The following is a 25,382-nucleotide window of genomic DNA, read 5'->3' on the forward strand; positions in this document are numbered from 1 at the left end:
GGAATTCTATTTTGCTGGTTGCGTCGCAATAGCGGATGCAGCGGTGATTGAAATGCCTTGAGGCGTCATGCCTGTAGCGGTGCCCGTTTCCATCGGCAGCAACGGCACAATAAGCAGCGCCACGATATTGATGATTTTGATCAGTGGGTTTACGGCTGGTCCAGCTGTGTCTTTATAGGGATCACCGACGGTATCGCCTGTAACGGCCGCTTTGTGCGCCTCAGAGCCTTTGCCGCCGTGATGCCCGTCCTCAATATATTTCTTGGCGTTATCCCAGGCGCCGCCACCGGTGCACATGCTGATGGCCACGAACAACCCCGTGATGATTGTTCCCATCAGTAAGCCGCCCAGGGCTTTGGGACCCAAAAACAAACCTACGAGAATAGGTACGATGACCGGCAGCAGCGAAGGCAGCACCATTTCTTTGATGGCCGCCCCAGTGAGCATGTCCACCGCCCGGCCATATTCAGGCTTGCCACTACCGTCCATGATCCCTCGGATGTCGCGGAACTGCCGTCGCACTTCTTCAACCACAGCCCCCGCTGCGCGTCCGACGGCTTCCATGGCCATGGCACCAAAAAGGTACGGAATCAGTCCACCAATGAAGAGGCCAATGATCACTCGCGGGTCAGACAGATCAAATCGCACCTCCATACCGCGCGTCTCCAACGCGTGCGTGTAGTCGGCAAACAGCACTAGAGCGGCCAATCCCGCCGAACCAATGGCATAGCCTTTTGTGACGGCCTTGGTGGTGTTGCCCACAGCGTCCAATGGGTCAGTGATGTCGCGCACGCTTGCGGGCAGCTCGGCCATTTCAGCGATGCCGCCGGCGTTGTCGGTGATGGGCCCATAGGCATCCAGGGCCACCACGATGCCGGCCATGCTGAGCATGGCGGTGGCGGCGATGGCAATGCCGTACAGCCCTGCCAGTTGATAAGACAACGTAATCGCCGCGCAGACCAGCAATACCGGCCAGGCGGTACTCTTCATGCTCACACCCAGCCCTGCAATGATGTTGGTGCCATGGCCGGTCGTGGATGCTTGCGCCACATGCTGCACAGGCTTGTACTGGGTCCCGGTGTAGTACTCGGTAACCCACACCATGGCTGCCGTCAGCACCAGGCCTACTGCACAGGAGCCGAACAAACGCAACTGCGTTCGGGGCCCAAGCGCATCGTCCGGTATGAGCGCAGCGGTGACGAACCAGAAGGCGGCCAGCGACAGCACGCCCGCCACGATGAGGCCCTTGTAGAGCGCAGGCATCACGTTGCGCATTTGCGGCGATGCCTTGACGAAGGCGCAACCAATGATGGATGCAATGATGGATACGCCGCCCAAAACCAACGGGTACAGCACAGCTTGCATGGGTGCGGCGCTGACCATCAGCGCACCCAGCGCCATGGTGGCAATCAAAGTCACCACGTAGGTCTCGAACAGGTCGGCAGCCATGCCGGCGCAATCGCCGACGTTGTCTCCCACGTTGTCTGCGATCACGGCCGGGTTGCGCGGGTCGTCCTCGGGGATGCCGGCTTCAACCTTGCCCACCAAGTCGGCGCCCACGTCAGCGCCCTTTGTGAAGATGCCTCCACCCAAGCGGGCAAAGATGGAAATCAGCGATGAGCCGAACGCAAAGCCCAGCATGGGCTTGAGCGTGGCTGACAGGCTGCGCGTGGGGACATCGTTGCCGTTGGACGTTATGAACCAGAAGAACAGCACCACCCCCAACAGTCCCAGGCCAACGACCAGCATGCCGGTGATGGCGCCACCTTTGAACGCAACGTTGAGCGCGGGCCCAATGCCTTGCGTGGCCGCTTGGGCCGTGCGCACGTTGGCCCGCACAGAGATGTTCATGCCTATGAAGCCGCAGGCGCCCGACAGCACGGCGCCGGCAACGAAACCGGCTGCCGTGGCGGCGTCCAGGAACACGGCGATCAGAATTGCCAGTATCACGCCGACGACGGCGATGGTCTTGTACTGCCTGGCGAGATAAGCCGCGGCCCCTTGCTGTACCGCATTGGCGATCTCGCGCATTCGGTCGTTGCCGCTGTCCTGCCGCAGTATCCAACTGCGTTGCACAAAACCGTAGAGGACAGCCGCCAGCCCGCAGGCCAGCGCAATGATCAGCGCCCAGTTGGTTGACATCAAAGATGCTCCCTTCGCGACGTTGTGGCGCCTAGGTACTGCCCGACGCCGATCAATTCGGCCCGGATCCGCAGCGATCAGCCACGGGATCGTGGGTGATGCTACGGGATGAGTTCACGCATGACGGTCTTTTTTCTCACCGCTGTGGTGCGTCCGTGTGCACCAGCCAGTCAGGCGGCGGCAAGCGTCGTACTTAGAATGGGCGTTTCCCTTCAGTCGAGAAAAAGCATGAGCCTGCATAGCGTGACGCCCGGCGCCAAGGCACCGGAAGAGTTCAACGTGATCATCGAAATCCCGATGAACGCGGACCCGATCAAGTACGAAGTGGACGAGGACAGCGGCGCGCTGTTCGTTGACCGCTTCATGGGTACCGCCATGCACTACCCGTGCAACTACGGCTATGTGCCGCAGACGCTGGCCGATGATGGTGATCCAGTGGACGTCCTGGTCATCACGCCGTTCCCGCTGATCCCGGGCGTAGTCGTGACCTGCCGTCCCATCGGCATCCTCAAGATGGAAGACGAGGCCGGAGGCGACAGCAAACTGCTGGCTGTGCCGACCAACAAGATACTTCCCATTTACAGCCACTGGCAAAAGCCTGAGGACCTCAACGAGCTTCGCCTCAAGCAAATCCAGCATTTCTTTGAGCACTACAAGGATCTGGAAAAGGGCAAGTGGGTCAAGGTGCTGGGCTGGGAAGGCCCCGAGGGTGCGCGCGAGGAAATCCGCACCGGCATGGCTGCTTGGGCTGCTAAGAACAAAGAGTAATTGCTCCTGGCGACGCCGGCTTTTCAGGCTTAGGCGTCACGGTTGAAAAAAAGCCGAGCATGCTTGCATGTCCGGCTTTTTTGCATCAGATGACCCGTCCTGTCCAGTGTTGACACCTTTGCCCTGAGGAAGGGAAAGGTGCAATGGAATCAAGGACCAAGCGCACGCAGCGCGACTACACGATGGCCTTCAAACTGGCCGTGGTGGAGCAGGTGGAAAAAGGCGAGCTGAGCTACAAGCAGGCCCAAGCCAAGTACGGCATCCAGGGCCGCTCGACGGTGCTGAGCTGGCTGCGCCGCTATGGGCGCCTGGGCTGGGGCGTTGCGGCATCATCGGCGGCGATGCCCATAGACAAGTCACCCAAGCCGCTCACACCCGAGCAGCAGATCAAGGCGCTGCAAGTGCAGCTGGCTGAGGTCAACGAGAAGGCTCGGCTGTTTGAGGCCGTGCTCGACGTGCTCAAGAAGGACTACGGGGTGCGCGTCGTAAAAAAGCCTTCGGGCAAGTCCTCGCGCAAAAGCTCGTCCAAGGGCTGAGCGTGAGCAGGGCTTGCCGCTACATGGGCATGAGCCGCCAGGCGTTCTACCAGGCGCGCGCCAGGAACACGCAGCGCGAAGAACGCGCCTAGGCCGTGGTGCAGTTGGTGGAGCAGCAGCGCATGCGCCAGCCCCGGCTGGGTACGCGCAAGTTGCACCACCTGCTACGTGAGCCGCTGGCCCAGGCAGGCCATGCGTTGGGGCGCGATGCCATGTTCGACGCGCTGCGCAACGCGCGGCTGCTGGTGCCGCCGCGCCGGGCCCACCACAAAACCACCGACAGCCATCACCGCTTCCGGCGTCATCCCAACCTCGTCAAGGCCGGGCCGCAGCAGCTGTGCGTCACGGGCAGCGAGCGACTGTGGGTGTCCGACATCACGTACTTGCCCACAGCGGGCAAGTACGCCTACCTGAGTCTGGTGACCGACGCCTACTCGCGCAAGATCGTGGGCTGGCATGTGCACGAAAGCTTGCAAACCGAAGAAGTGGCGCAGGCGCTGAAGATGGCGCTGCGCGGCCGCCAGACGCAGCAGCCTCTGGTGCACCACTCGGATCGCGGAATCCAGTACTGCTCGACCTACTACCAGGAGCTGCATCGCCGCCATGGCATCCAGTGCTCCATGACCGATGGCTACGACTGCTACCAAAACGCGCTGGCCGAGCGTGTCAACGGTATTCTCAAGACCGAGTTCCTGCTGCAGCGTCCGGCCGACGTGCAGCAGGCGCGGCGCATGGTGGCCGAGTCGGTGCAGATCTACAACGACGAGCGGCCTCACCTGTCGCTGAAAATGCAAACGCCCAGTGCAGTGCACCGGGCGTCCATGGCCGGGTAGCCCCGGCAACTTCAACCGTTCTGGGTGTCAACGCATTCCAGGACGGGTCCAGATATTCATCTGGAGGATTATGAGAATAAAAGTGGCGGTACTTCCATTAAAAGAGGCACCGATGTTTCATTCAAATCCCTGGGGATTGCGTGACTGCCAGCGCCAACTGTCTTCACACATTTTGTGCAAATCGAATTGAGTGCTCCAGTTCAGTGTGCGCTTCGCATGAAAAGGGTCCGCATAACAGGCCGCGACATCGCCTGGACGGCGTTTCACGATTTGATAAGGAATGTTGCGCTGGCTGGCCGCCTCATAAGCCTGAACCACTTCAAGCACGCTGTATCCGCGACCTGTGCCGAGATTGACCGTCAACGATTCAGATTGATTGAATAAATAATTCAGTGCAGCGACATGGCCTTCGGCCAAGTCCATGACGTGAATATAGTCTCGCATGCCAGTGCCGTCCGGCGTGTTGTAATCGTCTCCGAATATTTGTAGAAATGGCCGGCGACCGATGGCTACTTGAGCTACGTATGGCATGAGATTGTTTGGTATGCCCCGCGGATCTTCGCCAATATCGCCACTTTCGTGAGCGCCTACAGGGTTGAAATATCGAAGGCAAGCGGTTTGCCAACCAGGGTTGGAGGCTTCTATATCTTTCAGTATTTGCTCACCCATGAGCTTTGTCCGTCCATAAGGATTGGTGGCTGAAAGATGTGCGTTCTCCGTGATAGGTAATTTGTCCGGAACGCCGTATACGGTGGCACTTGAACTGAACACGAAGCGCTTGCAGCCATGCCGCTGCATCGTGCGACATACGGAAACCAGTCCACCGATATTATTGGCGTAATAATCTAGTGGTTTTTCGGTGGATTCGCCGACCGCCTTGAAGGCGGCGAAATGAATCAAGGCTTGGGGACGGTGCTGCTGGAACACGCGCTCCATTGCGGTGTCGTCGCAAATATCAGCCTGCTCAAAAACAATGGGTTGTGTGCCAAGGCGATCCAGTCTAGGCAAAACTTTTGGAGAGCTGTTGCTGAAGTTGTCCACGCCCACAACGCGATAGCCTGCAGCTTGCAGTGCAAGCCAGGTATGAGAGCCTATGTAGCCGGTTGCCCCAGTAAGAAGTACGGTGGGGCCCTCAGGGGGCTGGATATTTGTAGTCATTTCAAAAGGGCCTGAACGTAACAGGAGGCCGTATTGGCCTTGAAAGGGAAACTTAGGTTGGAATCAGAGCTGCGGGTTTCTCGGCCAACGTTGCAGCCAAATGAAATGCTGTTGGTGGCCGCCCAGGCAACTCCCAAACTGGCTTGACGCGTCTTGTCATTGCCTCTGGTATCCAAAGCAGCCAGCGTTGGGTTGGTCAATGTACGGTCGCTATAGTGGTAATTAGCGTTGACCGAAACCTTTGCAGTCGCCTTCCAAACAGCTTCCAATATCAATGAATTAGTAACGCGTGATCCTGCAATCGTCAAATCGCTTGTGCCCGGATCAACAAGCCGTTCACTGTCATCCGCATCCCGCACCAGCGAAGTTGTGAATACCAGTTTGCCTGTCGGCTCCCAATGCCAGCGCAGTAATCCTGTGACACCTGAAAAGTCCCGCTGTGCTGCAGCGTTGTCGTAACTGCGCTGCTCGTAACCAATGCGACCATCAATGCCGCTCACGCTGGAAGGCTTCCATTCGCCTGTGAACTCAATGGCGTGGCTGGTGTATTCAATATCTGCGGAGGTATATTTTCCGCGTGCTTCCACCCAGGCCGTGCCCAGTGTCAGCAAATCGTTGCGGTGCCAGCGGGTGCCCACACGCACAGCATACCGCTTGTTGTTGCGAAATCTAAATGCGTCTGAGGAATAATCTGTGTCTCTGGTATTGAATGCACCAAATATCTGTAGATCATTGCGCAAATTGCCGCGCTGCACACTTGCATTGAAGGTGCGTTCACGCTTGATATTCAATTCTCTAAGTGCATCTTGGCCGAGACGTGGAATGCTGTAGGAGGCTAGTGCTCTTTCTGATCCGGCAGCGATAGAGCCAGAGTAATTCTCTATGGTTTCCCAGTCCAAGCCGGCAGCAAGCTTGTGGCCGGTATTGTTCAGCTCACTCAAATCGTCAAAGCGCTGGCGGCGAAGCTCAAGGTTTGTATAAACCCGCTGCCGACTGATGGGTTGATCGAATCCGGCAAGCAATGTGGCCGTCGTGAATGAATCCGATTGCGGATCTAAATATCCTGGCAATCGAAAAACGTTGGAATCATGGCCGCGTGTCAATGAGGCTCCCAAATAATAGGGATTTGTTTCGGCCTGAGCGACAGTGGCAAAAACGGCAAGCGCGACGCAACTAAAGGCGCACGAGGGTGCGCGCAAGGTTCTTTTGATCAAAAGTAATTCTCCCGCGACAGCTTCTCAATAGGCGTTTCGATCGAAGAAAACCAGCCGCGCCGTGCGCACCATGATGTGCAAATCAAGGGCTAGCGACCAGTTGCGGAGGTACTCCAGATCGTATTCCACCCGGGCCTGCATCTTGTGCACCGTGTCGGTCTCGCCACGGTGGCCGTTGACCTGAGCCCACCCAGTGATGCCAGGCTTGACTTTGTGGCGAACCATGTATGCCTTGATCAGCTTGCGGTATTCCTCGTTATGGGCTACGGCATGTGGCCTTGGGCCAACGATGCTCATGCTGCCTTGCAACACATTGAAGAACTGCGGCAGCTCGTCCAGGGAGGTACGGCGCAAAAAAGCGCCGAAGCGGGTGATGCGAGGATCGCCCCGGGTCGCTTGCTTGACAACGCTGCCGTTATCCTGCGCAGTCATAGAGCGAAATTTGTAGACCAGAATTTCGCTGCCATCCAGTCCGTTGCGTCGTTGCTTAAAAATTATCGGGCCGGGCGAGCTGAGCTTGACGCCTATGGCAATGAGCAGCAACAACGGCGAGATGAGCACTAGAACGACGGAAGCGATCACCAAATCGGAAATGCGCTTGGTGAGCTCGTTGGTTCCGGTGAAAGGCGTCTCGCAGATGCCGACCACGGGAATGCCGTTCATGTCTTGAAGCCGTCCCTGGATGATGCTGATGCCGAAGACGTCAGGCACGAAGAAGATGGAGGCGGTTGTACCCTGCAGCGATTCCAGCAACTCCACGATGCGTGGCTGTACTCCCAGCGGGAGTGTGATGTAGACCTCCTTGACGCCCTGCGCCCGGATGTAGGGCGCCACGTCCTGCAATGTGCCCAGCAGCCCGCTGGCCTCCTGGTGCACGCGGGCGTCATGGCGGTCGTCGAAATAGCCCACAAAGACACTGCCTTGGTCGCTGCTCTCGCGCAGTGCCCGCGCGACCTTTACGCCCAGCAGTCCGCTGCCTACGACGACTGCCGGGCGGCGCAGAACCTCCTGTGCGGCGCGGCGGCGCAGTATGGTCTGTCCGGCAGCCACGCCCAGCCACAACAGCACCGGCGTGGTCACTGCCCAAGCCAGAAGTACCCGGCGGTTGAAGTAGCCCAGACTTTGCGTGGCGTAGCCGCAAAGCACTAGAGCCAACAGCAGCACGATCCAGCTATTAAAGATGTCCATGGCCGCGGCGGGCAATGGGTCCTTAAAGCGCTGACGGCCTGGAAATGTCAAGGCGAATACCAGCAAGCCGAGTGTGAGCGCAGGGCGCTCTATGGGTTGGCCGTACCAGCGCGTGGCCAGCAAAAACACCGCCACAGCAAGCGTGGGCTCCATGAAGGCAGCCACGAGCGAGGTGACGGATTGAGGCGCGCTGTAGAAGGTTCGTTTGTAGCTGCGATGGGCGATCATGGAATCCGGGTGACCCGTATTGGCTGCGGCACATGCATGCTCGCGCGCCAGCTCCTTACCCCTGTTGTTGAGAGCCATTCTCGACCTTGCGCCCGGCCTTACCGATCCGGTTCCCGTGGATGCGGGCGTTCAAACCTGGGTGCCTACAATGCCGCGCATGTTGCAAGCCCTGAATGCCCTGATGGCTCCTGCCCTGATGCAGCGGATCACGCTGCTCCTGAATCACGTGCTTGACAGCGAGCCCGTGGCGCGGCAGTTGCTGCGCCCGCGTGAAGGCGCGCTTGTGCAATTCCACTTGGAACGCTGGCCGGGTCTGTTGCCGCCGCCGCCCGTGCTGTGCTGGCGCATCACGCCCGCGGGGCTGCTGGAGTGGGAAGCGGCGCCGCCCGCGTCGGCCCAATTGCACGTGCGGGTAGACGCCGGCAACCCGGCGGCGCTGATGCTGCAGGCGCTGAGCGGCACGCAGCCGCCGCTGCAACTCGACGGCGATGCGGCGCTGGCTGCCGACATCAATTGGCTGCTGCAGAACCTGCGCTGGGACGTGGCGGCTGACTTGGAGCGCGTGCTCGGCGCCGCCGCGGCGCAGCAGCTCAGCGCATTGGGCGCGGCGCTGGCGCGTGGTCTGCGGCAGGCACTGGTCGGGGGCGCGGCGCGCTGGCGTGCCGGCTCATGAGGCAGTTCGCACGACTGCTCTACATCGCGTTCACCGTCCTGCGCTTTGGCCTGGACGACATCGCGCTGTCGCATTTCCGCCAGCGTTGGGTGCGCGCGCTGGCCGTGGTGGTGACGCTTGGGCGCCGCTTCGACGAGGCGCGTGGCGTGCGGCTGCGCCGCGCGCTGGAGCGGCTTGGACCCATCTTCGTCAAGTTTGGCCAAGTGCTGTCCACGCGGCGCGACCTGCTGCCGCTGGACATCGCTGACGAGCTCGCGCGGCTGCAGGACAACGTTCCGCCGTTTCCCGGCATGCAGGCCATCACGCTGGTAGAGCGCGCCTTTGGCCGGCGCATAGACGAAGTGTTCTCGCACTTCAGCCCCGAGCCGGTGGCCAGCGCCTCCATCGCGCAGGTGCACTTCGCCACGCTGCGTGACGGGCGTGAGGTGGCCGTGAAGGTGTTGCGCCCGGGCATGCTGGCCGTGATCGAGGACGATCTGGCCCTGCTGCATCGCTTCGCCCGCTGGATGGAGCGCACCAGCACCGACGCGCGCCGCCTCAAGCCGCGCGAAGTCGTGGCCGAGTTCGACATCTATCTGCACGACGAACTGGATCTCGTGCGCGAAGCCTCCAACGCCGCGCAGTTGCGCCGCAACATGGATGGGCTGGACCTCGTGATGGTCCCCGAGATGGTGTGGGATTTGTGTGCGCCGGGCGTGATCGTGATGGAGCGCATGCGCGGCACGCCCATCAGCCAGATCGGCAAGCTGCGCGAGGCGGGCGTGGACATTCCCAAGCTGGCGCGCGACGGCGTGACCATCTTCTTCACCCAGGTCTTTCGCGACGGCTTTTTCCACGCCGACATGCACCCCGGCAACATCCAGGTGAGCCTGGAGCCGGCCACGTTCGGCCGCTACATTGCGCTGGACTTCGGGATCATGGGCACGCTCACCGAGGTCGACAAGGAATACCTGGCGCAGAACTTCATCGCCTTCTTCCGCCGCGACTACAAGCGCGTGGCGGAACTGCACCTGGAGTCGGGCTGGGTGCCGCCGGGCACGCGCATTGACTCGCTGGAGTCCGCCATCCGCGCCGTGTGCGAGCCGCACTTCGACCGCCCGCTCAAGGACATCTCGCTGGGCCAAGTGCTGCTGCGGCTGTTCCAGACCTCGCGCCGCTTCAACGTCGAGATACAGCCGCAATTGGTGCTGCTGCAAAAGACGCTGCTCAACGTCGAAGGCCTGGGCCGGCAGCTCGATCCGGAATTGGACCTGTGGGCCACGGCCAAGCCCTTCCTGGAGCGCTGGATGAACGAGCAGATCGGCTGGCGCGCGCTGGTGGACAAGCTCAAACACGAGGCGCCGCATTACGCGCGGCTGCTGCCTGAAGTGCCGCGGTTGCTGCACCACGCGCTGCAGCGCTCGCCCGCCAGGTCCGACGATTCTCAAGTGCTCCTGGCTGCGCTGCTGGCCGAGCAAAAGCGCACCAACCGGCTGTTGCAGGGCCTGCTGTGGGGCGCCCTGGGCTTTGCCTTGGGCGTTGGGCTGATGCGCATGGCACTGCGGCTGCACGTCCTCATGCCCATGTGAGCACCGGCGGCGTGCGCGGGAAGGGCGATTTGTGCCGGTTCCGCCATGCCCGGGTGCACGGCCCGCCGTGCGCGCAAGACTCCCCCTTGCAATGCGGGGATAATGCGCGCCGCGTTCAGTGGCGGCGCAATTCGTGCTTTCCGCCGCGCACGTCCCCCCAGCCCCTTTTGCCCGCAGGCCGCGCCATGCTGCTGACCCTGGTCCTCGTGTATTTGCTGCTGACCATCGCCATCGGCCTGTGGGCTGCCAAGCGGGTCAAGACCACCTCCGACTTCGCCGTCGCCGGCCGGCACCTGCCGCTGGTGATGATCGTCACCACCACCTTTGCCACCTGGTTCGGCTCCGAGACGGTGCTGGGCATCCCGGCCAAGTTCGTGCAAGGCGGCCTGGGCGAAGTGGTGGAGGACCCGTTCGGCGCGGGCACCTGCCTGATCCTGGTAGGCATCTTCTTCGCCGCCAAGCTCTACCGCATGTCGCTGCTGACCATCAGCGACTACTACCGTGAGCGCTATGGCCGCGGCGTCGAGGTGGTCTGCTCGCTCATCATCATCGTGAGCTACCTGGGTTGGGTGTCGGCGCAGGTCACGGCGCTGGGCCTGGTGTTCAACCTGCTCTCCGGCGGCACCATCAGCCCGGCGGTGGGCATGGTGCTGGGAACGGCCTCCATCCTGGCCTACACGCTGTTCGGCGGCATGTGGTCGGTCGCGGTGACGGACTTCATCCAGATGATCATCCTGGTGGCCGGCCTGGCCATCATCGCCGTCTTCGCCGCCGACCAGGCCGGCGGCGCTGACAAGGTGATCGAGCTGGCCACCAGCAAGGATCTCTTCCGCTTCCTGCCCGAGCCCACGTTCACCGACGTCGTCTTCTTCATCGCAGCGGCCATCACGATGATGCTGGGCTCCATCCCGCAGCAGGACGTTTTCCAGCGCGTGATGTCGGCCAAGGACATCAACGCCGCCACCAAGGGCCCGGTCATTGGCGGCCTGTGCTACATCGCGTTCGCCTTCGTGCCCATGTTCTTGGTGACCAGCGCGCTGATCATCATGCCGGAGCAGGCCACCGAACTCATCGAGCAGGATCCTCAGAAGGTGCTGCCCACGCTGGTGCTGGAGCACATGCCGTTCGTGATGCAGGTGCTGTTCTTCGGCGCGCTGCTGTCCGCGCTCAAGAGCACGGCCTCGGCCACGCTGCTGGCACCCTCGGTGACCTTCGTGGAGAACGTCTGGCGCCAGTTTTCCCCGCGCCAGAGCGACCGCCAGGAGCTGCGCACCATGCGCATCGCCGTGCTGGTGTTCAGCATGCTGGTGTGCACCTACGCCATCCTCTCCGAGGGCACGCCCATCTACGACATGGTCTCCGGCGCCTACCAGGTCACACTCGTGGGCGCCTTCGTTCCGCTGGTGGCGGGCCTGTACTGGAAGCGGGCCACCACACAGGGCGCGATCTTCTCCATCGTGCTGGGCATCCTGACCTGGGCCATGTTCCTGGCCACGCCGGCCGGGGAGAGCTTCCCGGCGCAGTTGGCCGGCTTCCTGATGGGCGCGCTGGGCATGCTGGTGGGCTCGCTGGGCCCGCAGGCGCTCAAGAACCGCCATGGCTCGCACCACGCGCTGCGCGGTCTGGACAGCGGCTTGAAAGCCTGAAATGTGACCCTATTTGCAGCCGCGGGCGTGTCGCCTGGCCTCACCAACGGCGGCACCCCACCTCGGGCTTTATAATTTTTCGTTTTGCATCAAAGGCTTAGCCATGCCGATCTACGCTTATCGCTGTTCTGCCTGCGGTCACGCGAAGGACGTGCTGCAGAAGATGTCCGACCCCGTGCTGACCACGTGTCCCTCGTGCGGCGCCGAGGCCTTCAGCAAGCAGCTCACCGCCGCGGGCTTCCAGCTCAAGGGTTCGGGTTGGTACGTGACCGACTTCAAGGGCGGCAGCGGCGGCACGTCCGCGCCGGCCACCAAGCCCGCGGAGTCGGCGGCGTCTTCCTCGTCGTCGTCCGACAGCGCCGCGCCCGCAGCCGGCTGCGGCGGCTCGTGCGCCTGCCACTGATGCACCGTGTTTCCCGGTAAAGGCGGCCGCGCGTGAAGAAGTACATCGTTGCCGGCCTGCTGGTGTGGATGCCGCTGGCCGTCACGGTCTGGGTGCTCCTGTGGGTGCTCAACCTGATGAACGGCGTGTTCGACTGGCTGCTGCTGGCCGTCTCCGCAGTGCTGCCGCTGTCGGCCCAGACCGGCCTGGACGAGCTGCGCAGGATTCCCGGCCTGAGCGTGCTCGTGATGGTCGCGGGCCTGCTGCTCACCGGCATGTTCGTGGCCAACGTCTTCGGCCAGTGGTGGCTGCGGCAGTGGGACCGGCTCATGGGCCGCATCCCCATCGTCAAGTCCATCTACAGCTCGGTCAAGCAGGTCTCGGACACGCTGTTCTCCAGCAACGGCAACGCTTTCCGCGAGGCCGTGCTGGTGCAGTACCCGCGCGCGGGCTCCTGGACCATCGCCTTCGTCACCGGCCGCCCCGGCGGCGAGGTGGCGACGCGGCTGGGCAGTGCCGAGCACCTGAGCCTTTACGTGCCCACCACGCCCAACCCGACCTCGGGCTTCTTCCTGATGGTGCCGCGCTCCGACGTGATGCCTTTGCAGATGAGCGTGGACGAGGCGCTCAAGTACATCATTTCCATGGGCGTCGTCGCCCCGCCCGCAACCGCGGCGGCTTCTCCTGCCGCCGCCGCGCCGCTGCCGCTGCGAAACCGCGCCGGCTGACAACGCGCCGGCGCTCTCCCCACACTGGCCGCCGGCCGCGGCGGCCTCATCGAACAAGTCCTGGAGCCAGACAATGAGAAGCAGCTACTGCGGCCGCGTCAGCGAAGCGCTGATGGGCCAGACCGTGACCCTGATGGGCTGGGCCCACCGCCGCCGTGACCATGGCGGCGTCATCTTCATCGACCTGCGCGACCGCGAAGGCGTGGTGCAGGTGGTGTGCGACCCCGACCGCCCCGAGATGTTCGCCACCGCCGAGAGCGTGCGCAACGAGTTCTGCCTCAAGGTCGTCGGCAAGGTGCGTGCGCGGCCCGCGGGCACGGAGAACGCCAACCTCGTCAGCGGCAAGATCGAGGTGCTCTGCCACGAGCTGGAAGTGCTCAACCCCAGCGTGACGCCCCCGTTCCAGCTCGACGAGGAAAACCTCTCCGAAACCACGCGCCTCACGCACCGCGTGCTGGACCTGCGCCGCCCCTACATGCAGAACAACCTGATGCTGCGCTACCGCGTGGCCATGGAAGTCCGCAAGTACCTCGACGAGCAAGGCTTCATCGACATCGAGACGCCGATGCTCACGAAGAGCACCCCCGAAGGTGCCCGTGACTATCTGGTGCCCAGCCGCGTGCACGACGGCCAGTTCTTCGCGCTGCCGCAGTCGCCCCAGCTGTTCAAGCAGCTGCTGATGGTCGCCGGCTACGACCGCTACTACCAGATCACCAAGTGCTTCCGCGACGAGGACCTGCGCGCCGACCGCCAGCCCGAATTCACGCAGATCGACTTGGAAACCAGTTTCCTGGGCGAGCAGGATATCCGTGACCTGACCGAAGGCATGATCCGCCACGTCTTCCGCAAGGCGCTGGACGTCGAGCTGGGTGACTACCCGGTTATGACTTACGCCGACGCCATGCGCCTGTACGGCTCGGACAAGCCCGACCTGCGCGTCAAGCTGGAGTTCACCGAGCTCACCGACGTGATGGCCGACGTGGACTTCAAGGTCTTCAGCACCCCGGCCACCACCAAGGGCGGCCGCGTGGTCGCGCTGCGCGTGCCCGGCGGCGGCGAGATGAGCCGCGGCGAGATCGACGGCTACACCGAGTTCGTCAAGATCTACGGCGCCAAGGGCCTGGCCTGGATCAAGGTCAACGACTTGGCCAAGGGCCGCGAAGGCCTGCAGTCGCCCATCGTCAAGAACCTGCACGACCGCGCCATCCAGCAAATCCTGGAGCGCACCGGCGCGCAGACGGGCGACCTGCTGTTCTTCGGCGCCGACAAGGCCAAGGTCGTCAACGACGCCATCGGCGCGCTGCGCGTGAAGATCGGCCACAGCGACTTCGGTCGCAACAAGGGCCTGTTCGAGGACCGCTGGGCGCCGCTGTGGGTCATCGACTTCCCCATGTTCGAGCACGACGAGGAAGACGACCGCTGGGTCGCCGTGCACCACCCGTTCACCGCCCCCAAGGACGGCCACGAGGACCTCATGGACACCGACCCCGGTGCCTGCGTCGCCAAGGCCTACGACATGGTGCTCAACGGCTGGGAGCTCGGCGGCGGCTCGGTGCGTATCCACCGCGCCGAAGTGCAGAGCAAGGTCTTCAGCGCCTTGAAGATCGGCCCCGAGGAAGCGCAGCTCAAGTTCGGCTTCCTGCTGGACGCGCTGCAGTACGGCGCGCCCCCGCACGGCGGCTTGGCCTTTGGCCTGGACCGCCTGGTCACGCTTATGACCAAGGCCGAGTCCATTCGCGACGTCATCGCCTTCCCCAAGACGCAGCGTGCCCAGTGCCTGCTCACCGGCGCACCCAGCAACGTCGACGAGAAGCAACTGCGCGAGCTGCACATCCGACTGCGCAATCCGGCCGCCACGGCTTGATCCAGCGCAAGGCTTGGGCCCGTCGGGCCCAAGCCGCGGGAGGCTGTGCAATAGCGCCGGCAAGGGGTTTGGCCTGGGGTTTACACTAGTAGGGTAAACACTAGGAAAAGCACCATGAAGACCGTTGTACTTGCCTTCACCCTGCTCGTCGTTGCCGCCGTGGCCCAAGCTGAAGGCACCACCCAAGCCGCTTCCACGCAAGCCACCGCCGTGCGTGCCAATGGCGAGCACCCCGCCGTGCTGGTCGCCCGCCAGTACCGCGAAGGCGCCATCGACGCCAACCGCTTCATCGTCGCGCCGCCGGCCAGCACCCGCTGGACCAGCGGCCCCGCGCTGGACAACACCGCCCCCGTGCAATCCGCCAGCGCGCGCTGATGCCGCTGCTGGCGCGGGCGCCTCGTGCCGCCCGCGCACCGGACCGTCGTTCTTGACCGTCCCCCCTTGGGAGCGCGCGCCGCGCCGCTATGCTCAGGCGCATGCCTGAAGTGATATCCCAGCGTCCCTACAAGATCCCCGAATCCGTGCTGGTGGTGATACACACCCCGGCCCTGGACGTCCTGCTCATGGAGCGGACCGACACGCCCGGCTTCTGGCAGAGCGTCACCGGTTCCAAGGACAGCGCGGACGAGCCCCTCATCACCACCTGCGTACGCGAGGTGGCCGAGGAAACCGGCATCGATGTGCATGCCCCGGGCATTGGCCTTGCCGCGTTGCGCGACTGGGGGTTGCGCAACGTGTACGAGATCTATCCACGCTTCCTGCACCGCTACGCCAGCGGCGTGACGCACAACACCGAGCATGTGTTCGGACTGACCGTGCCCGCCGGCACGCCCGTGCGCCTGGCGCCGCGCGAGCACACCGCGCTGCGCTGGCTGCCCTGGCGCGAAGCCGCCGCGGCCTGCTACTCGCCCAGCAACGCCAAAGCCATCCTGCAGCTGCCGCGCTTTGCCGGCGTGGCCGGCGCGGTGCCCGGCAGCGGAGCTTGAGCCATGGTGCTCAACCGGCTGCAGTCCACCCAACTGCCCTCGGCGGAGAGCGATCCCACGCTGCTGCGCGTAGCCACTTACAACATCCACAAAGGCGTGCGCGGCATCGGCCCGCGCAAGCGGCTGGAGATTCACAACCTCGGCCTGGGCGTGGAGGCGCTGGACGCCGACATGGTCTTCCTGCAGGAGGTGCGCCTGTTCAACACCCGCGAAGCGCGGCTGTTCGACCGCAGCAAGTTCGGCTGGCCGGAGCAGGGGCAGGCCCATTTCCTGGCCCCCGAGGGCTACGACGTCGCCTACCGCACCAACGCCGTGACCAAGCACGGCGAGCATGGCAACGCGCTGCTGTCGCGCTGGCCCATTGGCGACATCGGCCACTTCGACGTCAGCGACCACCGTTTCGAACAGCGCGGCCTGCTGCACGTGCCCGTGCAGTGGCAGGGCCGGACCATCCACGCCGTGGTCGCGCACTTCGGCCTCATACACGCCAGCCGCGTGCGCCAGGTGCAAAAGCTCGCCGAGTTCCTGGAGGCCAACGTGCCCGCCGACGAGCCGCTGGTGGTGGCGGGTGACTTCAACGACTGGGCCGAGAAGCTCGACCCGCCCATGTACGGCATAGGCCTGCAGCGCGCACGGCCTGCCGACGCCCGCAACCACTGCCCAACCTTCCCCTCGCTGGCGCCGGTGTTCGCGCTGGACCGCTTTTACCTGCGCGGCCTGCGCTGCCGCTCGACCTTCGTCCCGCGCGGCACGGCCTGGGCCCGCATGTCGGACCACCTGCCGCTGGTGGCCGAGCTCGAAGCGGCATGAGGGCGCGCGCGGGCCGGATTCGCCGTCACGCACACCGCCTGAGCGCCGGCGGGGCAGGGTCGTTTGCATGAGCGCCGGATCGCCCCCTTCCGGCCGGCGCAGCCGCCGCGCCAGGGACGATGGACCGCCCTACAACTCGGCGCTGCTGCACAACTGGTACGACCACCCGCGCGCGCTCTTTTGCGGCGGCAACGACGTGAAGCTGCTGCGCGGCGGCAACGAGCTTTTTCCGGCCATGTGCGAGGCCATCGCCGCCGCGCGCAGCGAAGTCTGGCTGGCCACCTACATCTTTCATGACGACGATGCCGGCCGCCTCGTGGCCGACGCGCTCATCGCCGCCGCGTTGCGCGGCGTGCGCGTGCGCGTGGTGGTGGACGGCTTTGGCAGCAAGGCCTCGCTGCCCGCGCTGTACCAGTGGTTCGCCGATGCGGGCGTCGAGCTGTCGGTGTTCCGTCCCGTGCGCCGCTGGTGGTCGCTGCTGCAGCCGGGGCAGTTGCGGCGGTTGCACCAGAAGATTTGCGTGGTGGACCACGGGCTGGGCTTCGTCGGCGGCATCAACGTCATCGACGACTGCAACGACCTCAACCACGGCCACAGCGACCAGCCGCGGCTGGACTTCGCCGTGGCCGTGCGCGGCCCCGTGGTCGGCCCGGTGCAGCAGACCGTGAGCGCCATCTGGACACGTGCCACCTTCGGCCACGACTGGCCTGAAGAGGTGAGGGCGCTGGCACGCAGCAGCGAGCCCGTCACCCGCGTGCGCGATCTGCTGCGGCGGCTGCGCATCACCCCGCCGCTGAAGAGCCAGCTCGCCTGCAGCGACGCCGACCGCCCCATGCGCGCCGCCTTCGTGGTGCGCGACAACCTGCGCCAGCGCCGCGCCATAGAGCGCAGCTACATCGACGCGTTGCGCCGCGCGCGCACGCGCATCGACTTGGTCTCGCCCTACTTCTATCCCGGCCACATGTTCCGCCGCACGCTGCGCGACGCCGCGCGCCGCGGCGTGCAGGTGCGGCTGCTGCTGCAGGGCAAGCTGGACTACCGCATCGCCGGCCTGGCCGCGCAGGTGCTCTACGACGAGCTGCTGCGCCACGGCGTGCACATCCACGAGTACATGCCCGCCTTCCTGCACGCCAAGATCGCGCTGGTGGACGACGACTGGGCCACCGTGGGCAGCTCCAACATCGACCCGCTGTCGCTGCTGCTCAACTTGGAGGCCAACGTCATGGTGCGCGACCGCGACTTCACCCGCGAGCTGGCCGCCGAGTTCGACGCCGCCATCGCTGTCTCCCGCGAGGTACAGGCCGTGCACGTGCGCGGGCGCGGCTTCTGGGGCGCGCTGCGCCGCGGCTTCGTGGCCTGGGGGGCGCACGTCTACCTGCGCGTGGCGGGCATCACCGGGCGTTACTGAGGCGCCGGCCGCGCCGGGGCCGCTTACTGGGCCGGGGCGGGGGACGGCTGCGGGGCGCCGCCGGGCGCCGTGGCCGGCGCGCGGCGCAGCAGCTCCAGGGCATGGACGATGGGAATGGCGTAGCTGATGCCCGACGGCGCGGTGAGCGCGCTTTCACGCCCGGCCTTGAGGAACACCATGTTGAGCACCGCCACCACCTCGCCGCTGGCCGCGTCGTACACCGGGCTGCCGCTGTTGCCGGGGTAGGCCGTGGCGTCGAGCTGGTAGAGGTCGAAGGGCCCATCGCGCAACTGGCGTATGGCTTGATTGCTGAGCTGCTGCGACGACGCCGTGGGCAGCACCGCCGGCGTGATGGCCGAGACGATGCCGCGGTGCGTCACCGGCGCGTAGCCCAGCGCGTCGCCCAGCGGAAAGCCCGTGAAGGCCACCTCCGTGCCCTCGGCCACTTCGCGCGCCGTGGCCAGCGCCAGCGCCGGCAGCGGCGGGCCCTCGATGGCCAGCAGCGCCAGATCGTGAGCCCGGTCCAGCGCCAGCAAGGTGGCGCGGCGCGCGTCGGCGCCCCGGCCCCGCCCGCGCGGCAGGCCGATGGCCAGCGGCGCCGTCGCCTCGCTCGCCGCCGCCTCGGGCAGCACATGGGCGTTGGTCAGCACCCGGCGCCCGTCGCCCACGACGAAGCCCGTGCCCCGGAAGCCCAGTCGCGGGTTGTCCGTGTCCCGCCACGAGCCCACCACCACGATGGACGGTTTCACTTTGGGCACCACGGCCGAGAGCTGCGCGCGGGCCGGGGCCGGCGGCGCGGCCAGCAAGGCCAGGCAGGTCAGCAGGTGAAGGCGGCGGCGGGACATGGAAAGAGGAACGTTGAGAGCGCGGCAACCGCGGGCCGGGCCGCGGCGCGTCAGAGCCGCTCGCTGAGGTCTTCGCCGAAACGGTTGTTGCCGGACGTGCCGCGCAGCATGCCGTTCTCGATCAGCGTCCAGACCATGCCGATCACGGGCACGGCGTTGACCAGCACCCACCAGCCGGACTTGTCGCGGTCGTGCCAGCGCTTGACCGAGACGGCCAGCGCCGGCCAGGTCAGCAGCAGGTTGATGAGGTCGTCCGCCTTCTCCTCGCTCACGCCTGCCACGCGCAGCAGCGTGTGGCCCAGCAGCCCCGCGCCCAGCAGCCCAAGCACGCCGTACAGCCACCAGGTGCGCCGCGGAATGCGGCCCTGGAAGCTGAACAGGATTTGCTGCGGGCTCATAGGCTCGTCGGCGAGCCAGGAGGAAGACGGGGTCATGGTGCAGTGCAACGAAACGCAACTCATTGTCCCATGCGGGCACGCTCACAATGGACCGATGGAACACGTTGGCGCTTCCGCTGTCTCGCCGATGGCACAAGACACGCCCAAGGACCTGGTGGTCGAGCGCCCGCAAGGCCTGTACTGCCCGCCCGGCGACTTCTACATCGACCCCTGGCAGCCCGTGGAGCGGGCCGTCATCACCCATGCCCATGCCGACCACGCCCGCCGCGGCCACGGCCACTACCTGGCCAGCGCCGAGGGCGAAGGCGTGCTGCGCGCGCGCATGGGCGCCGACATAGACCTGCAGGCGCTGCCCTGGGGGCAGGTGGTGGAGCACCACGGCGTGCGCATCAGCCTGCACCCGGCCGGGCACGTGCTGGGCTCGGCGCAAATCCGCCTGGAGCACCAGGGGCAGGTCTGGGTGGTGTCGGGCGACTACTGGGCCAGCGGCCATGTGGACGAGGCCAACCCCACCTGCACGCCGTTCGAGCCCGTGCGCTGCCACTGTTTCATCACCGAGTCCACCTTCGGCCTGCCCATCTACCGCTGGCAGCCGCAGGCGGCGCTGTTTGCCGGCATCAACGCTTGGTGGGCGGAGAACGCCGCGGCGGGGCGCGCCAGCGTGCTCATGGGCTATGCCTTCGGCAAGGCGCAGCGGCTGCTGGCCGGGGTGGATGCCTCCATCGGCCCCATCGTCGTCCACGGCGCGGTGAAGCCGCTCAATGCCGCCTACCGCGCCGCCGGCGTGGCGCTGCCGCCCACGCACCACGTCACGGCGCTGCCCAAGGAGGCTTTGAGACGGGCGCTGGTCGTGGCGCCGCCCTCGGTGGCGGGCTCGTCCTGGCTGCGGCGCTTCGGCGAGGCGAGCGACGCCTTTGCCAGCGGCTGGATGGCGCTGCGCGGCGCGCGCCGGCGCCGCGGCGTGGACCGCGGCTTCGTCCTCTCCGACCACGCCGACTGGCCGGGCCTGCAGCGCTGCATCGCCGCCACGGGGGCGCAGCGCGTCATCGTCACCCACGGCTACGAGGCCGTGATGGTGCGCTGGCTGCTGGAGCAGGGCTACGAAGCCGGCGCCTTCCGCACGGAGTACGGGGACGAGGCCATCGAAACCGAAGCGGCCGGACAGCAGGAAGGCCTCTCAGCGGAGGAGTGAGCGGCCGCCCCGCGCCTCATAGATCCATCCAGATCCGCCGCGTCCCGTCCGCCCTGTCCGGCGGGCCTTCTTTAAAACCCAGGCGCTTGCCCAGGCCGCGCATGGCATCGTTTTCCTCCAGCACCACTGCCACCACGCGGCGCGTGCCCTGGCTGCGCAGGTAGGCGATGAGCTTTTCCATCAGCAGCAGCCCCAGCCCGGTGTGCTTGAGGTCCGAGCGCACCAGCACGCCGAATTCGGCCTCGTCGTTGTCCGGGTCGGCCACGGCGCGGGCCACGCCCAGGGTGTGCTCGCCGCCCTCGGGGTTGGGCTCGGCGGCGATGAAGGCCATCTCGCGCGCGTAGTCGATCTGCGTGAGCCGCGCCAGCTCCGAGCGCTCGATGCTGCGGCGGCTGTAGAACACGCGCATGCGGATGTCCTCCGCGGACACGCGCGAGAGAAAGGCCAGGTGCTGCGCCTCGTCCTCCGGCCGGATCGGCCGCAGCGTGATCTCCTTGCCTTGCCAGGCCACCGTTTCCACCAGTTGCGACGGGTAGGGGCGGATGGCGAAGTTGGCCTCGCCGGCCGGGCAGGCGGCGCTGGCGCGAATGCGCGCATCCAGCGCCACCACGCCCGCCGGGCTGGCGATGAGCGGGTTGATGTCCAGCTCCGCGATCTCCGGCACGTCGGCCAGCAGTTGCGACACCGTCACCAGCACGCCGTAGAGCGCCTGGTGGTCCACGGCCGAGGTGTCGCGCCAGGCGCCCAGGAGTTTTGACACCCGCGTGCGCCCAACCAGCGAGCGCGCCAGCGGCTCGTTGAGTGGGGGCAGGCCCACGGCGCGGTCGGCCAGCACCTCCACCGCCGTGCCGCCGTGGCCGAACAGCACCACCGGGCCGAACATCGGGTCTATCGTGGTGCCCACGATCAGCTCGCGCCCGTGCGAGAGCTTGACCATCTGCTGCACCGAAAAGCCCAGGAGGGTCGCGTCCGGCCGCCGCGTGCGCACGCGCAGCAGCATGGCGGCGGCGGCCTCGCGCACCTCCTCGGCCGTGTCCAGGTTGAGCACCACGCCGCCCACGTCGGACTTGTGCGAGATCTGCAGCGACAGGATTTTCAGGACCACCGGGAAGCCGATGCGCTGCGCCGCCTCGGCCGCCGCCTCCGGGTCCGGCGCCGTGCTGGTCGTGGCCGCCACCGGAATGCCGCAGGCCGTCAGCACCGCCTTGGCCTCGGGCTCCGTCAGCATCTCGCGCCCGGCGGCCAGCGCTTGGCGCACCAGGGCGCGGGCACGCGCCGTGTCCACGGCCGGCAGCGGGCACAGCGTGGTGGGCGCTTCCATGAGCTGCGCCTGGTTGCGCGCGTAGTCCACGCCCAGCGCGAAGGCACGCACGGCCTGCTCCGGCGTGTCGAAGCTGGGCAGCCCCGCGTCGTGGAAGGCCTGGCGCGCCTCGGCCACGCCCGCTTGGCCCATCCAGCAGCTCAGCAGCCGCGGCGGCATGCGCTTGAGCAGCGGCACCAGCGCGTGCGCGATCTCGGCGCTGGGGACGATGGCCGTGGGCGCGTGTATGAACAGCACCGCCGGCTGAGCCGGGTCCGCGGCCAGCGCCTCCAGCGTGGCCACGTAGCGCTCCACGGGCGCGTCGCCGATCAGGTCCACCGGGTTGCCGTGCGACCAGTTGGCGGGCAGGTGTTCATCGAGCCGCGCCATCGTCTGGCCGGCCAGGGTGCAGAGCTTGACGCCCGCGTCAGCCGCGGCGTCGGCCGCCATCACGCCGGCGCCGCCGCCGTTGGTGACGATGACGAGCTCCTCGCCGCGCCGCCCGCGAAAGCGCGAGAGCGTCTCCGCGGCGATGAACAGCTCCTGCAGCGTGCTCACCCGCAGCATGCCGGCGCGGGCGATGGCCGCGTCGAACACCAGGTCCGAGCCCGCGAGCGCCCCCGTGTGCGAGGCCGCGGCCGCCTGCCCCGCGCTGGAGCGCCCGGCTTTCACCACGATCACCGGCTTGTTGCGCGCCGCCGCGCGCGCGGCGGACATGAACTTGCGCGGCGCGCTCACCGATTCGATGTAGAGCAGGATGGCGCGCGTGTGGGGGTCGCTGGCCAGGAAGTCCAGCATGTCGCCGAAGTCCACGTCCGCGCCTTCGCCCAGCGAGACGAAGTGCGAGAAGCCGATGCCGTTGGCCCGCGACCAGTCCAGCATGGCCGTCATCAGCGCGCCGGACTGCGACACCAGCGCCAGCTCGCCAGGCAGCGCGTCCACGTGCGCGAAGCTGGCGTTCAGGCCCAGCCGCGGCGTCAGCAGTCCAATGCAGTTGGGCCCCAGGATGCGCATGAGGTAGGGCCGCGCGGCGTCCAGCATGTCCTGACGCTGCGCCGCGCTGAGCCCGGCCGTCATCACCACTGCGGCGCGCGTGCCCGCGCGGCCGAGCTCGCTGATCAGCTTGGGCACGGTGGCCGGCGGCGTGCAGATGACGGCCAGGTCCGGCGGCTGCGGCAGCTCGGCCACGTGCGCCACCGCGCGCTGGCCGTCGAGCTCGCGCCGGCGCAGGTTCACGGCGTACACCGGCCCCTCGAAGCGGCCGGCGCGCAGGTTGCGCCACACCGTGGCGCCGACGCTGCGCGGCCGGTCGGACGCACCGATCACGGCCACCGAGGCCGGCTCGAACAGAAAGTCCAGGTTGCGGATACTCATGGGTTTTTATGTTGGGTCGGCGGGCGTGAAGGTTCCCTTGGCCAGCGTGCCCGGTCGCCACTGCCGTGGCGCTTGAGCCAGATCAACGCCCCCGGCTTTGAGGGCTTGGCGCTTCGGGTCTAAAGTGACCTGGGGGCCGTGCGTGCCAAGGCGCGGCCGGCCCGCCGACAACGAAGGAAAGGAGACGGTCGATGAAAATCCTGCTGCCCGTGGACGGCTCGGCCCTGGCATTGGACGCCGTGCAGCACGCGCTGCGCCTGGCGCGTGAAGGTCTGCGTGCCAGCTTCGTGCTGGCCAACGTGCAGGAGCCCACGACCCTCTACGAAATGATGACGGTGCACGACGCCGAGGCCCTGCGCCGCATGGCCGAGGGCGCCGCCGCCCACGCGCTGGAGCCGGCGCAAGCGCTGCTGCAGAACGCGGGCGTGGAGTACGAGGTGGTGGTGGGCCATGGCGACGCGGCGCACACGCTGCTGGACCTGGCCGAGGAGCAGCAGTGCGAGGCCATCGTGATGAGCGCGCGCGGCGTAGGCGGCTTCGCCGCCACGCTGGGCTCGGTCTCGCGCACCGTGCTGCACGACGGCACGCTGCCCGTGACCATCGTCCGCCACGCCGAACCCGAAGCTGTTGAAGGAGACGACTTGCAAGACGACCTGGAGGCCGCCGGTGGCTGATTCCGCAATGGGTGGCGGCGCGCCGATGTTCGACCTGCTGCGCGCCGGCGCCACCGCCTGGGACGTGGTCAGCGGCTCGCGCGCCGATGCCGCCATGCTGGCGCAGCGCCAGCGCCAGCACCTGGCCGAGCTGCTGCGTTCGGCCCAAGCGCATTCCCCCTGGTACGCCAGCCAGTTGCCCGCCGACGCGGCGCGGCTGCCGCTCACGGCGCTGCCCGTCCAGCGCCGCCGCGAGCTGATGCGCCACTTCAACGACTGGGTCTGCGACCGCCAGGTGCGCCGCGCCGACGTGGACGCCTTCGTCCACGACGCCGGCCGCATGGCCCAGCCCTTCATGGGCCGCTACACCATCTGGGAAAGCTCGGGCACCAGCGGCGAGCCCGGCATCTTTTTGCAGGACGCCTCCGCCATGGCCGTGTACGACTCGCTGGAGTCGCTGCGCTACGGCAACGCCTCGCCCTCCTGGACCTGGCCCATGCCGCTGGGCTTGGGCGAGCGCATCGCCTTCGTCGGCGCCACGGACGGCCACTTCGCCTCCTGCGTGAGCGTGCAGCGGCTGCGCCAGCGCCACCCCTGGATGACGCCCAACCTGCAGGTCTTCTCCATCCTGCAGCCGGTGGACACGCTGGTGCGCGCGCTCAACGAATGGCGGCCCAGCATCATCGCCACCTATCCCACCGCCGCGGCGCTGCTGGCCGAGCAGGCGCAGACCGGCGCGCTGCGCATCGCCCCGCGCGAGATCTGGACCGGCGGCGAGACCCTGGAGCCCGCGCTGCGCCGCCACGTGCAGCAGGTGTTCGACTGCCGCATGCGCAACAGCTACGGCGCCTCGGAGTTCCTGGCCATGGGCTGGGAGTGCGAGCACGGCGCCATGCACCTCAACAGCGACTGGGTGATTCTGGAGCCCGTGGACGACGACTACCGGCCCGTGCCGCCGGGCCAGCAATCCACCCGCGTGCTGCTGACCAACCTGGCCAACAAGGTGCAGCCGCTCATCCGCTACGAGCTGGAAGACCAGATCACCTTCAGCCCGCACCCCTGTGCCTGCGGCAGCGCGCTGCCCGTGATCCACATCGACGGCCGCGGCGACGACCTGCTGCGCATGGACGCCCGCACCGGCGGCACCGTGCTGCTGCTGCCGCTGGCGCTGTCCACGGTGATGGAGGAGCACGCCCGCGTCTACGACTTCCAGCTTCGCCAGTGCGACGGCCGCACCCTGGCGCTGCGCCTGGGCCAGCCCACGCACGAGGCCGCCGACGCGCTGCGCCGCTGCCGCCAGGCGCTCCAGCAGTTCGGCGAGGCCCAGGGCCTGGCGCCCATCAAGCTGCTGGACGAAACCACGCTGCCCATGGTGCGCAGCCGCAGCGGCAAGCTGCGCCGCGTGCTGGCCTGCGAGGCGGGCTGAAAAAGCCCGACTAGCGGCGGGTCAGGGAAGGCTGAGGGCCCGGCGGCCGGCTGGAGGCCTGG

At 66.3% G+C, this 25,382-nt stretch carries 21 protein-coding genes and 1 pseudogene; 15 read left to right on the forward strand and 7 right to left on the reverse strand.

What is annotated here, in order from left to right; translation table 11 throughout:
• Positions 1-6: 6 nt before the first annotated feature.
• Entirely contained in the window at positions 7-2,142 is a 2,136-nt protein-coding gene (locus SM757_RS27805; protein ID WP_322467862.1) for a sodium-translocating pyrophosphatase, read from the reverse strand.
• A gap of 228 nt (positions 2,143-2,370) precedes the next feature.
• Between SM757_RS27805 and ppa the strand changes: the two genes are divergently transcribed.
• Together ppa and SM757_RS27815 are read left to right on the forward strand one after the other, a co-directional pair.
• Complete coding sequence (gene ppa / locus SM757_RS27810; protein WP_066343478.1) at positions 2,371-2,910, forward strand: inorganic diphosphatase; 540 nt, start codon at positions 2,371-2,373, stop codon at positions 2,908-2,910.
• Positions 2,911-3,053: 143 nt separating this feature from the next.
• Positions 3,054-4,279, forward strand: a pseudogene (locus tag SM757_RS27815) (IS3 family transposase).
• A 117-nt stretch (positions 4,280-4,396) separates the two neighbouring features.
• Here SM757_RS27815 and galE read toward each other — a convergent pair.
• The 3 genes from galE to SM757_RS27830 are packed head-to-tail and all read right to left on the reverse strand — an operon-like array spanning position 4,397 to position 8,145.
• Positions 4,397-5,437: a UDP-glucose 4-epimerase GalE gene (gene galE / locus SM757_RS27820; protein ID WP_322467863.1), complete on the reverse strand. Its 1,041-nt coding sequence runs from the start codon at positions 5,435-5,437 to the stop codon at positions 4,397-4,399.
• Positions 5,434-6,651: a porin family protein gene (locus tag SM757_RS27825; RefSeq protein ID WP_322467864.1), complete on the reverse strand. Its 1,218-nt coding sequence runs from the start codon at positions 6,649-6,651 to the stop codon at positions 5,434-5,436. Before SM757_RS27825 ends, galE begins: the two co-directional genes overlap by 4 nt.
• Before the next feature lie 24 nt (positions 6,652-6,675).
• Positions 6,676-8,145: an undecaprenyl-phosphate glucose phosphotransferase gene (locus SM757_RS27830; protein ID WP_322467865.1), complete on the reverse strand. Its 1,470-nt coding sequence runs from the start codon at positions 8,143-8,145 to the stop codon at positions 6,676-6,678.
• A 103-nt stretch (positions 8,146-8,248) separates the two neighbouring features.
• On the opposite strand from SM757_RS27830, the gene SM757_RS27835 reads away from it, so the two are divergent.
• The 10 genes from SM757_RS27835 (at position 8,249) to clsB (ending at position 18,132) form a co-directional block, all read left to right on the forward strand.
• Positions 8,249-8,740, forward strand: coding sequence for a hypothetical protein (locus SM757_RS27835; protein WP_322467866.1), 492 nt, complete (start codon positions 8,249-8,251; stop codon positions 8,738-8,740).
• Positions 8,737-10,308, forward strand: a complete 1,572-nt coding sequence (gene ubiB / locus SM757_RS27840) for a ubiquinone biosynthesis regulatory protein kinase UbiB (protein ID WP_322467867.1) — start codon at positions 8,737-8,739, stop codon at positions 10,306-10,308. The genes SM757_RS27835 and ubiB overlap by 4 nt, the downstream gene beginning before the upstream one ends.
• Before the next feature lie 185 nt (positions 10,309-10,493).
• The gene (locus tag SM757_RS27845; protein ID WP_066340270.1) at positions 10,494-11,954 is read left to right on the forward strand and encodes a sodium:solute symporter family protein; all 1,461 of its coding nucleotides are present in this window, start codon (positions 10,494-10,496) and stop codon (positions 11,952-11,954) included.
• Between the two features lie 103 nt (positions 11,955-12,057).
• Complete coding sequence (locus SM757_RS27850) at positions 12,058-12,357, forward strand: FmdB family zinc ribbon protein (RefSeq protein WP_084267765.1); 300 nt, start codon at positions 12,058-12,060, stop codon at positions 12,355-12,357.
• A gap of 32 nt (positions 12,358-12,389) precedes the next feature.
• Positions 12,390-13,064 carry a DUF502 domain-containing protein gene (locus tag SM757_RS27855; RefSeq protein ID WP_322467868.1) on the forward strand — a complete coding sequence of 225 codons (675 nt, stop codon included), beginning with the start codon at positions 12,390-12,392 and terminating at the stop codon, positions 13,062-13,064.
• A 73-nt stretch (positions 13,065-13,137) separates the two neighbouring features.
• A complete protein-coding gene (gene aspS, locus SM757_RS27860; RefSeq protein ID WP_066340275.1) occupies positions 13,138-14,928 on the forward strand; it encodes an aspartate--tRNA ligase in 1,791 nt (596 codons plus the stop codon).
• Positions 14,929-15,042: 114 nt separating this feature from the next.
• Positions 15,043-15,303, forward strand: coding sequence for a hypothetical protein (locus tag SM757_RS27865; protein WP_066340278.1), 261 nt, complete (start codon positions 15,043-15,045; stop codon positions 15,301-15,303).
• Positions 15,304-15,404: 101 nt separating this feature from the next.
• Positions 15,405-15,914, forward strand: coding sequence for a dihydroneopterin triphosphate diphosphatase (gene nudB / locus SM757_RS27870; RefSeq protein WP_322467869.1), 510 nt, complete (start codon positions 15,405-15,407; stop codon positions 15,912-15,914).
• 3 nt (positions 15,915-15,917) lie between these two features.
• Positions 15,918-16,724: an endonuclease/exonuclease/phosphatase family protein gene (locus SM757_RS27875; RefSeq protein WP_322467870.1), complete on the forward strand. Its 807-nt coding sequence runs from the start codon at positions 15,918-15,920 to the stop codon at positions 16,722-16,724.
• Between the two features lie 67 nt (positions 16,725-16,791).
• Positions 16,792-18,132 (forward strand): cardiolipin synthase ClsB, encoded by a 1,341-nt coding sequence (gene clsB / locus SM757_RS27880; RefSeq protein WP_322467871.1) that lies wholly within the window; start codon positions 16,792-16,794, stop codon positions 18,130-18,132.
• A 23-nt stretch (positions 18,133-18,155) separates the two neighbouring features.
• On the opposite strand, the gene SM757_RS27885 is transcribed toward clsB, so the two are convergent.
• On the reverse strand, positions 18,156-18,977 hold the full coding sequence (locus tag SM757_RS27885) for a S1C family serine protease (protein WP_322467872.1): 822 nt from the start codon (positions 18,975-18,977) through the stop codon (positions 18,156-18,158).
• Positions 18,978-19,027: 50 nt separating this feature from the next.
• Positions 19,028-19,411 (reverse strand): DUF805 domain-containing protein, encoded by a 384-nt coding sequence (locus SM757_RS27890; RefSeq protein WP_066340288.1) that lies wholly within the window; start codon positions 19,409-19,411, stop codon positions 19,028-19,030.
• A gap of 91 nt (positions 19,412-19,502) precedes the next feature.
• Between SM757_RS27890 and SM757_RS27895 the strand changes: the two genes are divergently transcribed.
• The gene (locus tag SM757_RS27895) at positions 19,503-20,567 is read left to right on the forward strand and encodes a ligase-associated DNA damage response exonuclease (protein ID WP_322467873.1); all 1,065 of its coding nucleotides are present in this window, start codon (positions 19,503-19,505) and stop codon (positions 20,565-20,567) included.
• A 16-nt stretch (positions 20,568-20,583) separates the two neighbouring features.
• Here SM757_RS27895 and SM757_RS27900 read toward each other — a convergent pair whose 3' ends face one another.
• Entirely contained in the window at positions 20,584-23,241 is a 2,658-nt protein-coding gene (locus SM757_RS27900) for a bifunctional acetate--CoA ligase family protein/GNAT family N-acetyltransferase (protein WP_322467874.1), read from the reverse strand.
• Positions 23,242-23,432: 191 nt separating this feature from the next.
• Between SM757_RS27900 and SM757_RS27905 the strand changes: the two genes are divergently transcribed.
• Positions 23,433-23,915, forward strand: coding sequence for a universal stress protein (locus tag SM757_RS27905; RefSeq protein WP_066340296.1), 483 nt, complete (start codon positions 23,433-23,435; stop codon positions 23,913-23,915).
• The gene (locus SM757_RS27910; protein WP_238455876.1) at positions 23,908-25,320 is read left to right on the forward strand and encodes an AMP-binding protein; all 1,413 of its coding nucleotides are present in this window, start codon (positions 23,908-23,910) and stop codon (positions 25,318-25,320) included. Before SM757_RS27905 ends, SM757_RS27910 begins: the two co-directional genes overlap by 8 nt.
• Positions 25,321-25,382 lie beyond the last annotated feature (62 nt).

This window comes from Azohydromonas lata (assembly GCF_034427735.1).
Taxonomy (GTDB): Bacteria; Pseudomonadota; Gammaproteobacteria; order Burkholderiales; family Burkholderiaceae_C; genus Azohydromonas; species Azohydromonas lata.